Raw genomic sequence first — 15,336 nt, 5'->3', positions numbered from 1 at the left:
TCCCGAATCCCCGGCCGCATCCGCCCACTGTTCGAGAGCGGGGGCAAGATTCAGCCCCTCCGGCGTTTGAGGAGCGGGGTCCGGGGCGGAGCCCCGGGGTCGGGTCGGGTAGGGGCGGAGGGGGCGAGACAAGGCTTGGGGAGCTGGTTGGGTGAGGGGATGACTGGGATTCGGCTGGTGCTGGTGGACGACGATCCGTTGGTGAGGGCGGGGCTGGCCCTCATGCTGGGCGGCGCCGAGGACGTCGAGATCGTCGGCGAGGCAGCCGACGGCAGCGAGGTGGAGGAACTCGTCGACCGCACCCGCCCCGACGTCGTCCTGATGGACATCAGGATGCCCGGCGTCGACGGACTGACGGCCACGGAGCGGCTGCGCGAGCGCGCGGAGGCGCCCCAGGTCGTCGTCCTGACGACCTTCCACGCCGACGAACAGGTGCTGAGGGCCCTGCGCGCGGGCGCCGCCGGGTTCGTCCTCAAGGACACACCGCCCGCGGAGATCCTCTCGGCGGTGCGCCGGGTCGCGGCCGGAGACCCGGTGCTGTCGCCCGCCGTCACCCGCCAGTTGATGGCGCACGCGGCCGGTTCCACCGCCGACACCCGCAGGTCCGGCGCCCGTTCCCGGATGGCGGAACTGAACGAGCGCGAGCGCGAGGTCGCCGTCGAGGTCGGCCGGGGCAGGTCGAACGCGGAGATCGCGGCCGGACTGTTCATGAGCGTCGCCACGGTCAAGACCCACGTCTCCCGCATCCTCGCCAAGCTCGGCCTCAACAACCGCGTGCAGATCGCGTTGCTGGCGTACGACGCCGGACTGCTGGAGGAGGACGGGCACTGAGCGGGGTGCTCGCGCGTTGAGCGGGGTGACGGGAGGAGAGTCGTGATCGATCTGGGGGAGTACGGAGCGCGGTTCACCGAGGATCCGCATCCGGTCTACGCCGAGTTACGCGCGCTCGGTCCGGTGCACCGGGTCAGACTGCCGGCGCCGGAGGCGACGCATGAGACCTGGCTCGTCGTGGGGTACGAGGAGGCGCGGGCCGCGCTCGCCGACCCGCGGCTGGCCAAGAACCCGGACACGGCGGGGTTCCTCTTCTACGGAGAGGAACTGATCGGCAGGCACATGCTGTTCGCCGACCCACCGCAGCACACCCGGCTCCGGACCCTGATCGCGGGCGAGTTCACCGGCCGGCGGGTCGCGGCCCTGCGCCCGCGGATCCAGGAGATCGCCGACGAACTGCTCGACGCGATGGTTCCGCGCGGCCAGGCCGACCTCGTCGAGTCCTTCGCCTATCCGCTCCCGTTGACCGTGATCTGCGAGCTGCTCGGGGTGCCCGAGCCGGACCGGGCCGCCTTCCGCGCCCTGTCCACGGAGACGGTCGCTCCCACCAGCGCCGAGAGCGAGCAGAAGGCCTGGGCCCAACTCGCCGACTATCTCGACGAACTCATCGAGGACAAGCGGTGCGCGGGTCCCTCCGGCGACCTGCTCAGCGGTCTCATCCGCACCACGGCCGAGGACGGCGACCGGCTCTCGCCGGGGGAACTGCGCGGCATGGCGTTCCTGCTCCTCGTCGCCGGACACGAGACGACGGTCAATCTCATCTCCGGCGCCGTCCGGGCCCTGCTCGGCCACGCGGACCAACTGGCCGCGGTCCGGGCGGACATGACGCTTCTGGACGGCGTCATCGAGGAGACGCTGCGCCACGACGGCCCGGTGGAGAACGCGACTTTCCGCTATGCCGCCGAACCGCTCCACATCGGTGGCACGGCGATCGCGGCGGGGGAAGAGGTGATGATCGGCCTCAGCGCGGCCGACCGCGACGCGGCGCGCTATCCGGAGCCCGACCGCTTCGACCTCCGGCGTGAGTCCCGCGGTCATCTCGCCTTCGGGCACGGCATCCACTACTGTCTGGGCGCGCCGCTGGCCCGGCTCGAAGCCCAAGTGGCCCTCCGCTCCCTGCTGGAGCGGTGCCCGGACCTGGCGCTCGACGGGCCGCCGAGCGGCTGGCTGCCCGGCATGCTGATGAGAGGTGTGCGCCGGATGCCGGTGCGCTGGTGAGCGGCCCGGTGCCGTGTGAGGAGCGTCGCCCGTGCTGCGTACGGCGGAGATCACCGCGGAGTTGACCGGTCTTGAGGACTCCCGGCATCGCCTCTACTGGCGCTCCCTGCTGGAGTTCACCCTCGACTGCTTCATCTGCGAGCGGACCGGACGGACCACGGTGTTCGAGCGCGGCGCCGAGCAGGCGCTGTGCTCCGGCAGCCGCAGCGGCCTCCAGCGCCACCACACCGCGGGGAGGATCGCGGCGTTCGACACCACGAGCGGCCGGGAGCGGCTGGCGGTCCGGGCGCTGGTCGACTTCTGGTGGGCGCCCTTCACCGACACGCGGGACGACCGGAAGGCCGCCGCGCCCACCAGCCACCCCTGGGTGCGGCTGCACCTCGCCTATCACTGCCCGGAGGCGGACGAGTCGGGCACCGCGAGTATCCAGACCAACCAGGTCCGGCCGCACCACCTGACGTGCAAGCACTGCGACCGGCGGCTCGGCCTCGACGGCGAGACCCCCGCCGTCCGGCTCCTGGGGTGAGGGTCCGGACGGCGGGGGGCCCGGCCGCCTCGCGCCCGGCCGCCCAGCGTCGGACGGGCCGCCTGGCGCCGGACGCCTCGCGCCGGCTCGCGACCGCCGCCTCCCGGGAGCGAACGAGACCCCTCGGTCGTCAGAGCCTGCCGCCCGGGATCTCCGCCGGAGACACCGGGCGCCGCTCGCGCCGGGACACTTCGCAGGCCTCGGCGATCCGCAGTGCCTCCAGTGCCTCGCGGCCGTCGCAGGGATTGGCGCGCTCGCCGCGGACCACCTCGACGAACGCGGCGAGCTCCGCCTCGTACGCGGGGCCGAAGCGTTCCAGGAAGCCCGTCCACGGCTTGTCCGCGGGCGGCGGTCCGGCCGGTTCGGTCGAGGCGATCGGCGTGCGGTCGTCCAGACCGACGGCGATCTGGTCCAGTTCGCCGGAGAGTTCCATGCGCACGTCGTAGCCGGCGCCGTTCACGCGGGTGGCCGTCGCCGTCGCGAGCATGCCGTCGTCGAAGGTGAGGACGGCCGCGCCGGTGTCGATGTCGTTCGCCTCGCGGAACATCGGGGGCCCGGCGTCGGAGCCGGTCGCGTACACCTGGACGACCTCGCGGCCGCTGACCCAGCGCAGCATGTCGAAGTCGTGGATCAGGCAGTCGCGGTAGAGACCGCCGGAGAGCGGGAGGTAGTCGGCCGGGGGCGGCGACTGGTCCGACGTCATCGCGCGCACGGTGTGCAGCCGGCCGAGCCGGCCCGAGCGCACGGCCTCGCGGGCGGCGGTGTACCCCACGTCGAAGCGGCGCTGGAAGCCCATCTGCAGAACCGTTCCCGCGGCGTCGACCTCGGCGAGCGCGGCCAGCGTGCCCGCCAGGTCGAGAGCTATGGGCTTCTCGCAGAAGACCGGGAGTCCGGAGCGTGCCGCCCGGCCGATCAGTTCGGCGTGGGCCGAGGTGGCGGCCGTGATGACCACCGCGTCCACGCCCCAGGTGAAGATCTCGTTCACGGTGGGCGCCGCCGTCGCGCCCAGTCGGTCCGCCAGCCGCTGGGCCCGTACGGGATCCGCGTCCGTGACGATGAGGGAGCCTCCGACCTCACGGTGACGACTGAGAGTGGCCGCGTGAAATGTACCGATACGGCCCGCTCCGATGAGTCCGATGCGCATGGGAACAAACTGGGGGGCGACCCGTCGCGCTGTCAATGGTTTGTCCGGACAATCGAACTTCACAACTTCCCGTCAACATGTCCCGGGGCTACGCTCGATCCGTGGCCAAACCAGTTGTGGATCCGACCGTGTCGCTCCAGCTCGGCGTCGACCGCACCAGTCCGGTCCCGCTGTACTTCCAGCTCTCGCAGCAGCTCGAGGCCGCCATCGAGCACGGAGCGCTGACCCCCGGGAGCCTCCTCGGCAACGAGATCGAGCTCGCCGCGCGGCTCGGTCTGTCCCGCCCCACGGTCCGCCAGGCCATCCAGTCCCTCGTCGACAAGGGGCTGCTCGTGCGGCGCCGGGGCGTCGGTACGCAGGTCGTGCACAGCCAGGTCAAGCGCCCCCTCGAACTCAGCAGCCTCTACGACGACCTGGAGTCGGCCGGCCAGCGCCCCGCGACGCAGGTGGTCGTCAACACCGTCGAACCGGCGTCCACCGAGGTCGCGGCCGCACTGGGGGTGCCCGAGGGCAGCGAGATCCACCGCGTCGAACGGCTGCGTCTCGCGCACGGGGAGCCGATGGCGTACCTCTGCAACTTCCTGCCCCCCGGGCTGCTGGAACTCGACAGCGACCGCATGGAGGCCACCGGCCTCTACCGGCTGATGCGCGGGGCCGGCATCACCCTCCACAGCGCCCGCCAGTCCGTCGGGGCCCGCGCGGCCGGAGCGGACGAGGGGGAGCGGCTCGGCGAGCCGGCCGGGGCCCCGGTCCTCACCATGCAGCGCACCACGTTCGACGACACCGGCCGCGCCGTCGAGTTCGGCTCCCACATCTACCGCGCCTCGCGCTACTCCTTCGAGTTCCAGCTCCTCGTACGGCCCTGACCCGCCTCCCGGAGGCCGTCTCCCAGCGCGCGCGGGAACCGTGATTTGGGCGGATGATCCCAATGATCGATACTTGGCCGTTTGGGCCGGTGCGAATCCGGTCCGCACGGGCCCGCCGGAGGGCCCCCGGGCCGGTCCTCACGGCCCGGCACACCAAGAGCACGGCAAGAAGGGCACGGCCTCGTGGCACGGACACGGACCTGGGTGGGCATCGCGCTGGCGGGGGCGCTGACGGTCTCCCTCGCGGGATGCAGCAGCACCGGGGGCAAACGAGCCGAGGATGCCCGCAAGGCGGCCGCGGCCCAGGGCAGGGCCGCGGTGAACACGCCCCGGTGGACCTTCGCGATGATCACCCACTCGGGCGACGGCGACACCTTCTGGGACATCGTCCAGAACGGCGCCAAGCAGGCCGCCGTCAAGGACAACATCAACTTCCTGTACTCGCACGACGACGAGGCCCAGCAGCAGGCGCAGCTCGTGGACGCCGCCGTGGACAAGAAGGTCGACGGCATCATCGTCACGCTGGCCAAGCCCGACGCCATGAAGGCCGCCGTCGCCCGGGCCCGCAAGGCGGGCATCCCGGTGATCACGGTGAACTCCGGCTCCGAGGAGTCGAAGGCCTTCGGCGCGCTCACCCACATCGGCCAGGACGAGACGATCGCCGGAGAGGCCGTCGGCGAGGAACTGAACAAGCGGGGCCGCGAGAAGGCCCTGTGCGTCCTGCACGAACAGGGCAACGTCGGCCACGAGCAGCGCTGCGCGGGCATCAAGAAGACCTTCGACGGGACCGTCGAGAACCTCTACGTCACCGGCACCAACATGCCCGACGTCCAGTCCTCGATCGGCGCCAAGCTCCAGGCCGACAAGTCGATCGACTCGGTCGTCACGCTCGGCGCCCCCTTCGCGGACACCGCCGTCAAGGCCAGGAACGACGCGGGCAGCAAGGCCGAGATCGACACCTTCGACCTGAACGCGAAGGTCGCCGCCGAGCTGAAGAACGGCACCCTCGGCTTCGCCGTCGACCAGCAGCCCTGGCTCCAGGGGTACGAGGCCGTGGACCTGCTCTGGCTGTACAAGTACAACGCGGACGTCCTCGGCGGCGGCAAGCCCGTCCTGACCGGACCGCAGATCATCACCAAGGACCAGGCCTCCGAGCTGGAGCGCTACGCGGATCGGGGGACCCGATGACCGCCACGGCACCCGCGCCGGCGCCCGGCCCCCGGACCGACGAACGCCTCCTGAAGACCTCTGCCTGGCGCAAACTGCTGAGCCGCCCCGAGCTCGGCTCGGTGGTCGGCGCGCTCGCGGTGTTCGTGTTCTTCGCGCTGTTCGCGGACAGTTTCGTACGCGCCTCGAGCCTCAGCACGGTCCTGTATGCGGCGTCGACCATCGGCATCATGGCCGTCCCGGTCGCGCTGCTGATGATCGGCGGCGAGTTCGATCTCTCCGCGGGCGTCATGGTGACCAGCTCCGCGCTGATCTCGTCGATGTTCAGCTACCAGATGACGGCGAACGTCTGGGTCGGTGTGTTCGTCTCGCTCCTCGCCACCCTCGCGATCGGCGTCTTCAACGGCGTCATGCTGACCCGCACCGACCCGCCCAGCTTCATCATCACGCTCGGCACCTTCCTGATGCTGACCGGCATGAACCTCGGCTTCACCAAGCTGATCAGCGGCACGGTCTCCACCAAGTCGATCTCCGACATGGAGGGCTTCTCCTCCGCCAAGGACGTCTTCGCCTCGACGATCACCGTCGGCGGCGTCGACTTCAAGATCACCATCCTGTGGTGGCTGGTCCTGGTCGCCGTGGCCACCTGGATCCTGCTGCGCACCCGCGTCGGCAACTGGATCTACGCCGTCGGCGGCGGCGAGGAGGCGGCCCGCGCGGTCGGCGTCCCGGTCGACAAGACCAAGATCGGCCTCTACATGGGCGTCGCCTTCGGCGCCTGGATCTCGGGACAGCATCTGCTGTTCTCGTTCGACGTCGTGCAGTCCGGCGAGGGCGTCGGCAACGAGCTGATCTACATCATCGCGGCCGTCATCGGCGGCTGCCTGATCACCGGCGGCTACGGCTCCGCGATCGGCGCGGCCGTGGGCGCGCTGATCTTCGGCATGGTCAGCAAGGGCATCGTCTTCGCCGAGTGGAACCCCGACTGGTTCAAGTTCTTCCTGGGCGTGATGCTGCTCCTCGCGACCCTGCTCAACCACTGGGTCCGCAAGCGCGCGGAGGCCACGAAGTGACGACGGAGAAGATGACCGAGGAATCCGCCGCCGCGCGGCGCCCGGCGCTCGTCGAGCTCGACGACGTCAGCAAGTACTACGGCAACATCCGCGCCCTCGAAGGGGTCTCCCTCGAGGTCCACGCGGGCGAGATCACCTGTGTGCTCGGCGACAACGGCGCGGGCAAGTCCACCCTCATCAAGATCATCGCGGGTCGCCACCGGCACGACGGCGGCACCCTGCGCGTCGAGGGCGAGGAGACCCGGCTGGCCTCCCCGCGCGAGGCCCTGGACCGCGGCATCGCCACCGTCTACCAGGACCTCGCCGTCGTCCCGCTGATGCCGGTCTGGCGGAACTTCTTCCTGGGGTCCGAGCCCCGGAAGGGCTTCGGCCCGTTCAAGCACCTCGACGTCGACCACATGCGGCGCACGACCCACGCGGAACTCCTGCGCATGGGCATCGACCTGCGCGACGTCGACCAGCCGATCGGCACCCTCTCCGGAGGCGAGCGCCAGTGCGTGGCGATCGCGCGCGCCGTCCATTTCGGCGCCAAGGTCCTCGTCCTCGACGAGCCCACGGCCGCCCTCGGCGTGAAGCAGTCCGGTGTGGTGCTCAAATATGTGGCCGCCGCACGGGACGCCGGACTGGGTGTTGTGTTCATCACCCACAATCCGCATCACGCCTATCTCGTGGGTGATCGTTTCGTCCTGCTGAAGCGCGGCACGATGTCGGGCAGCTACACCCGGGACGGGATCACGCTGGACGAGCTGACGCGCCAGATGGCGGGCGGAAGCGAGCTGGACGACCTGCGGCACGAGCTGGAGAACCGTGCCCTGTGAGGGCCGCGGGGCCATGACCCGGACGGCCCCGCGGACCGGGCGGACCGGGCCACAGACGGCCCACAGGTCACCTGTGTCACCGCGCTTCCACGGTGCGGCCCCGGTGCGGCGTAAGGCAGAATCGGCGCGATGAGCACCTACCGCGACCTCGCGCTGCCCCGAGCTCTCGGCTCCGCTCGCGCGGGGAGCACCCCCATCGGCTCCGCGCGCGCCACCGTCCTGCGGACCGTGGGCACACGCGAGCGCCGTTCCCATCTGACGGCACCCCGCGTCCCCACCGTCGGCATCGACATCGGCGGCACGAAGGTGATGGCGGGCGTGGTGGACGCCGACGGCAACATCCTGGAGAAGGTCCGCGCCGAGACGCCGGACAAGTCCAAGAGCCCCAAGGTCGTCGAGGACACCATCGTCGAACTGGTGCTGGACCTCTCCGACCGGCACGACGTGCACGCCGTCGGCATCGGCGCGGCCGGCTGGGTCGACGCCGAACGCAACCGCATCCTGTTCGCCCCGCACCTGTCCTGGCGCAACGAGCCGCTGCGCGACCGCCTCGCGGGCCGGCTCGCGGTGCCCGTCCTGGTCGACAACGACGCCAACGCCGCCGCCTGGGCCGAGTGGCGGTTCGGCGCCGGACGCGGCGAGGACCACCTCGTCATGATCACCCTGGGCACCGGCATCGGGGGCGCGATCCTCGAGGACGGCCAGGTCAAACGCGGAAAGTTCGGGGTCGCCGGAGAGTTCGGCCACATGCAGGTCGTGCCCGGCGGCCATCGCTGCCCGTGCGGCAACCGCGGCTGCTGGGAGCAGTACAGCTCCGGCAACGCGCTCGTGCGCGAGGCCCGCGAGCTCGCCGCGGCCGACTCCCCGGTGGCGTTCGGGATCATCGAGCACGTCAAGGGCAACATCGGCGACATCACCGGCCCGATGATCACCGAGCTGGCCCGCGAGGGCGACGCCATGTGCGTCGAACTCCTCCAGGACATCGGGCAGTGGCTCGGGGTCGGCATCGCCAACCTGGCCGCCGCCCTCGACCCGTCCTGCTTCGTCATCGGCGGCGGGGTGAGCGCGGCCGACGACCTGCTGATCGGTCCCGCCCGCGACGCCTTCCGCCGGCACCTCACGGGCCGCGGCTACCGCCCCGAGGCACGGATCGCGCGCGCCCAGCTCGGCCCCGAGGCCGGCATGGTCGGCGCCGCCGACCTCGCACGGCTGGTCGCCCGCCGTTTCCGGCGCGCCAAGCGACGCCGCGTGGAGCGCTACGAGCGGTACGAGCGCTACGCCGAGACCCGCCGCACGACGCAGCAGGAGTCGCAGTGACCGCCTCGCTCCCCCGCCAGGCGACCTCCCCGGACGAGCCCCAGCGGCCGCCCGAGGACCCGCGCCACAAGTTCCGCCGCCGCGCGCTGACCCTGCTGATCATCGTGCTGCTCATCGGCGTACCCGCCGGCTACCTGGTGATCTCCGCCGACCAGAGCCGCAACAGCGGCAAGGACAAGGAGGAGAAGTACTCGGCGACCGGCCTCACCTCGGGCTGGCCCTCGCGCGTCCAGCGCCGCCTCTACCAGGTGCCCATCCCCGGCAAGTCCACCGACGTCGCGTACTACGAGACGAACAACTGGAAGACCAGCCGGCTGTACGTCCAGTTCGGCACCACCCAGACGGGGCTCGACACGTTCCTCAAGGGCGTCGGCACCAGCCGTGCCGCCCTGAAGAAGGACCACATCACCATCAGCGACCGCAACCAGAAGGTCGTCGGATGGGAGTTCACCGGCCCCGGCCCCTGGTGGGGACTCGTCCACAAGCAGAAGGACCCCGCGCCCACCCAGGACATCGTCGTGAACGGCTCCGAGACGGGCCACCCCATGGTCTACATCGTCTCGCGCACGATCCCGTAGCGCGCGGCCCCGCCACACCGGGCCGGGCCCGGTGACGAGGCCCGTCACAGCCCGCCGCGGAGGCGGGAGCCGATTGTCAGACCCCGCCCGTAGAGTCGAAGACAACTGATTCGACCGAAGGGCGGGAGGTGACCGGGCGTATGCGCGACGGGGTGGAAGCGATGACCGCGCGGACGCCTTCCGCGGGCGTGCCCTCGGCCTGGGCACCCTCCGCCTCCACCGCGGACGCCCGGCCGCGCGAGCTCGCCCGGCAGTCCGCCGAGCTGCCGCCCTCCACCCGGCTCGCCGCCGTCTTCCTGCCCGCGCCGCTGCCCCGCGAGGGACGCGTCGCGTTCTGGGACCCGCACGGGGAGCCCCCGCCCGCCGAGGACGACGGGGACGGCCCGCGGCCCGCGGACCACTCCGAAGGGGCCACCGCACCCGGCACGCGAGCGTCCGGGCCCGAGCACACCGAACTGACAGTCGTACGACCGCACGGCTCGGGCGTCCGCAGGAGCACCGTCCCCGCGGTGACCCTCTCGGTCGCCGAGGCACTCCCGCTGCTGGCCGGGGCCCGGCGCGACCCGGCGGCCCACCCCGCCACCGTCTGCTGGGGCGCCGCCGCGCTCCACGCGCTGCGCCTGGTCGCCCGCGGACGCCTGCTGCCGGGACTCACCCCCGGCGGCTTCGACGCCTGGCGCGCGGGCCCCCTGGACCCGGAGGACATCGCCCACCTGAGGTCGGTCGCCGAGGCCCTCCCGTACGAGGGACACGCCGTCCCCCTGCCCGGCAGGGGACCGGTGCGGCTGCCCGAGCCGGAAGCCCTGGTGCGGTCGTTCCTGGACGCCGTCGCCGACACCCTGCCCCGCACCCCCGCCGCGCCCCACACCTCCGGCGGACCCTTCGCGGCCCGCGCGCCGCAGCGACTGACCGGCGCACACGACTGGGCCGCCGAGGTCGCCGCCGGCATGGACGCGGGGGTACGGATCTCGCTGCGTCTTGACCTGTCCGCCCACCAGCTCTTCGACGACGGGGAGGGAGCGCGGCGCGTGGGCGCCGCCGTCGTCCAGGTACACAGCCTCGCCGACCCCACGCTCGTCGTGGACGCGGCCGCCCTGTGGGCGGGGGACGCCGACACGGTGTTCGGGCCCCGCGCCCGCGTCGACGCCGCCCTCGCCGTCCGGCGCGCGGCCCGGGTCTGGCCACCCCTCGACCGGCTGTCCGAGCAGGACGTCCCGGACGTGCTCGCGCTCTCCGAGGAAGAGCTGTCGGATCTGCTCGGAGTCGTCGCGACCCGGCTCGGCGCCGCCGGTGTCGCCGTGCACTGGCCCCGGGACCTGGCGCACGACCTGAGCGCCGCCGCGATCGTGCGCCCCGCGCCCGGCTCGGCGACCGACGGGACGGGATTCTTCGAGAGCGAGGAACTGCTCCAGTTCCGCTGGCAGTTGGCCCTCGGCGGAGATCCCCTCAGCGAGGCCGAGATGGACGCGCTGGCCGAGGCCCACCGGCCCGTCGTCCGGCTGCGCGACCAGTGGGTCCTGGTCGACCCCGCCCTCGTCCGCAAGGCACGCAAACGCGAACTGGGCCTGCTCGACCCGGTGGACGCCCTGTCCGCCGCGCTCACCGGAACCGCCGAGGTCGACGGCGAGACGGTCGAGGCGGTGCCCGTCGGCGCCCTCGCCACCCTGCGCGACCGCCTCACCGCGGGCGTGACCTCCGTCGAACCCCCACCCGGCCTGGACGCCCGCCTGCGGGACTACCAACTCCGCGGCCTCGCCTGGCTCGACCTCATGACCTCCCTCGGGCTCGGCGGCTGCCTCGCCGACGACATGGGCCTCGGCAAGACCGTCACGCTCATCGCGCTCCACCTGAAGCGGGCCCGCAGCGAACCGACGCTGGTGGTCTGCCCCGCCTCGCTCCTCGGCAACTGGCAGCGGGAGATCACCCGCTTCGCGCCCGGCGTCCCGGTGCGCCGCTTCCACGGCCCCGACCGCACCCTCGACGGCCTCGACGGCGGCTTCGTGCTCACCACGTACGGCACGATGCGCTCGGCCGCCGCCCACCTCGCCGACCAGCGCTGGGGCATGGTCGTCGCGGACGAGGCGCAGCACGTCAAGAACCCCTACTCGGCGACGGCGAAGGCCCTGCGCACGATCCCGGCCCCCGCGCGCGTCGCGCTCACCGGCACGCCCGTGGAGAACAACCTCTCCGAACTGTGGGCCCTTCTGGACTGGACGACCCCGGGACTGCTCGGCCCCCTCAAGTCCTTCCGCGCCCGGCACGCCCGCGCCGTGGAGAACGGCGAGGACGAGGAGGCCGTGGCCCGGCTCGCCCGGCTGATCCGCCCGTTCCTGCTCCGCCGCAAGAAGTCCGACCCCGGCATCGTCCCCGAACTCCCGCCGAAGACGGAGACGGACCACCCCGTCCCGCTCACCCGCGAACAGGCTTCTCTGTACGAGGCGGTGGTCCGCGAGTCCATGCTGACGATCGAGACCACCGACGGCATCGCCCGCCGGGGACTCGTCCTCAAACTGCTGACGTCCCTCAAGCAGATCTGCAATCACCCGGCCCTGTTCCTCAAGGAGGACGTACGCGAAGCCGCGCGGGGGACCTCCCCACGCTCCGGCAAACTGGCCCTGCTCGACGAGCTGTTGGACACCCTGCTCGCCGAGGACGGCTCGGCCCTCGTGTTCACGCAGTACGTCGGCATGGCCCGCCTCATCACGGAACACCTGACCGCCCGCGCCGTCCCGGTCGAGCTCCTGTACGGCGGTACGCCGGTCGCGGACCGCGAACACATGGTGGACCGCTTCCAGAGCGGGGAGACCCCGGTCCTGGTGCTGTCGCTCAAGGCGGCCGGCACCGGTCTGAACCTCACCCGCGCGGGCCATGTCGTCCACTTCGACCGCTGGTGGAACCCGGCCGTCGAGGAGCAGGCCACCGACCGCGCCTACCGCATCGGCCAGACCCAGCCCGTCCAGGTGCACCGCCTCATCACCGAGGGCACGGTGGAGGACCGCATCGCCGAGATGCTCGAAGCGAAGAGGGCCCTCGCCGACGCGATCCTCGGCTCGGGCGAGGCGTCCCTGACGGAACTCACCGACCGCGAACTGTCCGACCTCGTCTCGCTCCGGAGGCCGTCATGACCGGGACCGGGGGAGAGGAACCCCGCGTGCCCGAGACCGAGTCCGGCGAACCGGCCGACGGCACCGAGCCCCGAGGCCCCGTGACCGAGGAGGGCCCCGTCACTGGGGAGGACTCCGTCACCGAAGAAGCCCCTGTCACCGAGGAACGCCCCGTGACCGGCGAAGGCGCTGTCACCGGTGAACGCCCCGCCGACGCGGCCCGCCGTGCCCTGCGCGCGGCCCGGAAGGCCGCGGCGGCCGATGATCAGGCGGGCTTGGGCCCAGGCTCGGGTGCTGGTGCTGGTGCTGGTGCTGGTGCTGGTGCCGGCGTGGGTGTGGGCGCCCGTGGCAGTGCGGGCCGGAGCGCCGAGCGGGAGGGGGCGCCGGGCCGGTCGTCCCTGTCCGCGTCCCTTTCCGATGAGTCGGCCCCTTCCCACGCGCCGGCCCCTTCCGACGAGCGCGCCGCGCCCGATGAGCCCGACGAGCCCGCCGCGCCCGACGAGCCGGCCGCCTCCGGTGCGTCCACCGGGTCTGGTGCGCCCGAGTCGCAGACGAGTGCGTCCGCCCCGGTTGCGAGGCCGAGTGACGCGGCCCGCGAGGCACTGCGACGGGCGACGGCGACGGAGCCGGCCGCGACGGACCATGCCTCTGCGGAGGCCGGCGGAGGCGCACGCCCCGGTGACATCGCCCGTGAGGCGTTGCGCGCCGCCCGGGACGAGGCGCGGCGGCTTCGGTCCGAGGCTCCGGACGGCGGGAGCGACGGCGGCGGATCGAGGCGCCGGACCGACAGGACGTCTCCGGCCGGAGCCGGTGGCAGGCGGAGTCCCGCGCACCCCGTGAACATGGACCGGGTGTCCCAGCAGCGTCGGCTTCGGGGTCTGCTCGCGGACGCCTTCCGGCTGCCCCCCGACGTGGCCGCCGAGACGGGCCTGCCGTCGGGCCCCGACGCGGACACCGACGCCGCTGAGCCGCCCCGGGACCCAGGCCCCGGCCGACTCGCCCGCGCCCCGTACACCGAGCACGACGAACACCCCGAGCACTCCGCCCACCCGGAGCACTCCGCGCACCCCGATCACCCCGAGGCCGACGCACACCCAGATCACCCCGTTCACCGCGAACACCCCCAACCCCCGGAGGAATCGGGAGACTTGGCGCCCCGGTGGCAGCCATCGGCTTCCGAGGCCTCCGAGATCCACGAGGCTTCCGAGGCCTCAGAGCCCTTCAAGCTCGGTTCCCTCGTCCCGGAGCTCTTCACCCCTGGGGCGGGCGCCGGGTCCCCGGAGGCCGAGGAGACCGATCGGTCCATCGGCGGCGAGCGGGTCACCCCGGCCCCCGGCCCCGCCGGTCGGCATCCCCGCTCCATGGCGTCCCCGGGCCGTGACGGCGAGCTGCGCCGGACCTTCCCCGCCTTCCCCGCGCGGGTCCCGGAGGAGGGCGGCTTCGCCGAGACCTGGTGGGGCAACGCCTGGGTCGCGGCACTGGAGGAAGGAGCCCTGGACGCGGCACGGCTGGCCCGCGGGCGGACGTACGCGGGACAAGGCCATGTCGACGCCGTCACGGTCACACCAGGTCTGGTGCTCGCCTATGTGCACGGCAGCCGGCCGCGTCCGTACCGCGTCCAGGTCAGGGTGCGGACGCTCACCGACGACGACTGGGACCGCTTTCTCGATGCCGCGGCCGAACGTCCCGGACACATCGCGGCGCTGCTCGACAAGGAGATGCCCAGGTCGCTCGCGGACTGCGGCGTCGAGCTGCTTCCGGGCCCCGGCGAACTCGAACCGCACTGCAGTTGCCCCGACTTCGGACACCCCTGCAAGCACGCGGCCGCACTCTGCTATCAGACGGCACGGCTGCTGGACCAGGACCCGTTCGTCCTGTTCCTGCTGCGCGGCCGCGGTGAGCGCGAGCTGCTGGACGCGCTGTCCCGCCGCAACGCCACGCGCGCGGCCCGTGCCGCCCAGGAACGGGAACCGGAACAGCCGGCCGGCGTACGCGCCCGTGACGTCCTCGCCCGGCGTGTGCTGCCGCCCCTTCCCGCTCCGCTGCCGCCGCCCGCGCATCCCGGGCAGCCGCCGGCCTACCCGGGAGCACCGGGCGGCCCGGACGCCTTCGCGCTGGACCAGTTGGCCACGGACGCGGCCGCCCGCGCGCACGCCCTGCTCACCTCGGGCCGCGATCCGGTCGCGGACCTGACGCTCTGGCAGGACGCGGTGCGCCTCGCCGCGGCCCGCCCCGGATCGGGGCTCACGGCCGCCACCCGCGCCCTCTACTCCTCGCTCGCGTCCGCGACCGGCCGCACCCCGATCGAGTTGGCTCGGGCGGTGGCCGCCTGGCGGCAGGGCGGGTTCGAGGCGCTCGCCGTGCTCGAGGAACCCTGGGACCCCCCGGCGGGCCGGTTCGACCGGGCCCGGCCGCTGCTCATGGCCGCCGACTTCCCGGCCTTCCGCCCCTGGCGCAACCACCTCACGCACCCGCAGGGCCACGCCCAGCTCCGCCTCGGCCGCGACGGCCTGTGGTACGCGTACGAGTCCGAGCCGGGCCGTGACGACTGGTGGCCCCGCGGCACCCCGGACCTCGACCCGGTCGGCGCCCTGACGGGTTTGGGCGCGCCGGAAGAGCTCTGACACGGACCGGTGCGATGTACGGTGCCCGGCTTTCGGCGGCGAAGTCCGAACGGCCACGGCCCGCGCGCCG

Annotated in this window: 12 protein-coding genes; 11 read left to right on the top strand and 1 reads right to left on the bottom strand. The window is 72.8% G+C overall.

Going from position 1 to position 15,336, the window contains the following annotated elements; all coding sequences use genetic code 11:
* Nucleotides 1-159: 159 nt before the first annotated feature.
* From ACZ4TO_RS06330 to ACZ4TO_RS06320, 3 genes are read left to right on the top strand one after another with little or no spacing between them, the layout of a single operon-like run.
* Nucleotides 160-831 carry a response regulator gene (locus tag ACZ4TO_RS06330; RefSeq protein WP_382788231.1) on the top strand — a complete coding sequence of 224 codons (672 nt, stop codon included), beginning with the start codon at nt 160-162 and terminating at the stop codon, nt 829-831.
* Nucleotides 832-873: 42 nt separating this feature from the next.
* A complete protein-coding gene (locus ACZ4TO_RS06325; protein ID WP_468023563.1) occupies nt 874-2,049 on the top strand; it encodes a cytochrome P450 family protein in 1,176 nt (391 codons plus the stop codon).
* Nucleotides 2,050-2,080: 31 nt separating this feature from the next.
* Entirely contained in the window at nt 2,081-2,575 is a 495-nt protein-coding gene (locus tag ACZ4TO_RS06320; protein WP_382788227.1) for a hypothetical protein, read from the top strand.
* A gap of 130 nt (nt 2,576-2,705) precedes the next feature.
* On the opposite strand, the gene ACZ4TO_RS06315 is transcribed toward ACZ4TO_RS06320, so the two are convergent.
* Nucleotides 2,706-3,719 (bottom strand): Gfo/Idh/MocA family protein, encoded by a 1,014-nt coding sequence (locus tag ACZ4TO_RS06315; RefSeq protein ID WP_382788225.1) that lies wholly within the window; start codon nt 3,717-3,719, stop codon nt 2,706-2,708.
* Nucleotides 3,720-3,847: 128 nt separating this feature from the next.
* Between ACZ4TO_RS06315 and ACZ4TO_RS06310 the strand changes: the two genes are divergently transcribed.
* From ACZ4TO_RS06310 to ACZ4TO_RS06275, 8 genes are all read left to right on the top strand, one after another.
* On the top strand, nt 3,848-4,585 hold the full coding sequence (locus ACZ4TO_RS06310) for a GntR family transcriptional regulator (protein ID WP_382788748.1): 738 nt from the start codon (nt 3,848-3,850) through the stop codon (nt 4,583-4,585).
* Nucleotides 4,586-4,768: 183 nt separating this feature from the next.
* Nucleotides 4,769-5,773: a sugar ABC transporter substrate-binding protein gene (locus tag ACZ4TO_RS06305; RefSeq protein ID WP_382788223.1), complete on the top strand. Its 1,005-nt coding sequence runs from the start codon at nt 4,769-4,771 to the stop codon at nt 5,771-5,773.
* On the top strand, nt 5,770-6,825 hold the full coding sequence (locus tag ACZ4TO_RS06300) for an ABC transporter permease (protein WP_468023562.1): 1,056 nt from the start codon (nt 5,770-5,772) through the stop codon (nt 6,823-6,825). The genes ACZ4TO_RS06305 and ACZ4TO_RS06300 overlap by 4 nt, the downstream gene beginning before the upstream one ends.
* An 11-nt stretch (nt 6,826-6,836) precedes the next feature.
* Nucleotides 6,837-7,643: an ATP-binding cassette domain-containing protein gene (locus tag ACZ4TO_RS06295; RefSeq protein WP_382788745.1), complete on the top strand. Its 807-nt coding sequence runs from the start codon at nt 6,837-6,839 to the stop codon at nt 7,641-7,643.
* 129 nt (nt 7,644-7,772) lie between these two features.
* Nucleotides 7,773-8,960, top strand: coding sequence for an ROK family glucokinase (locus ACZ4TO_RS06290; protein ID WP_385048574.1), 1,188 nt, complete (start codon nt 7,773-7,775; stop codon nt 8,958-8,960).
* Nucleotides 8,957-9,538, top strand: a complete 582-nt coding sequence (locus ACZ4TO_RS06285) for a sugar kinase (protein ID WP_385048572.1) — start codon at nt 8,957-8,959, stop codon at nt 9,536-9,538. The genes ACZ4TO_RS06290 and ACZ4TO_RS06285 overlap by 4 nt, the downstream gene beginning before the upstream one ends.
* Before the next feature lie 140 nt (nt 9,539-9,678).
* Complete coding sequence (locus tag ACZ4TO_RS06280) at nt 9,679-12,663, top strand: DEAD/DEAH box helicase (protein ID WP_468023561.1); 2,985 nt, start codon at nt 9,679-9,681, stop codon at nt 12,661-12,663.
* Between the two features lie 830 nt (nt 12,664-13,493).
* Nucleotides 13,494-15,266, top strand: coding sequence for an SWIM zinc finger family protein (locus ACZ4TO_RS06275; protein WP_468023560.1), 1,773 nt, complete (start codon nt 13,494-13,496; stop codon nt 15,264-15,266).
* Nucleotides 15,267-15,336: the final 70 nt, after the last annotated feature.

Source organism: Streptomyces sp. NPDC028298, assembly GCF_055565895.1.
The sequence above is the reverse complement of the archived record's forward strand: the minus strand, read 5'-3'. Positions and strand labels throughout refer to the sequence as shown.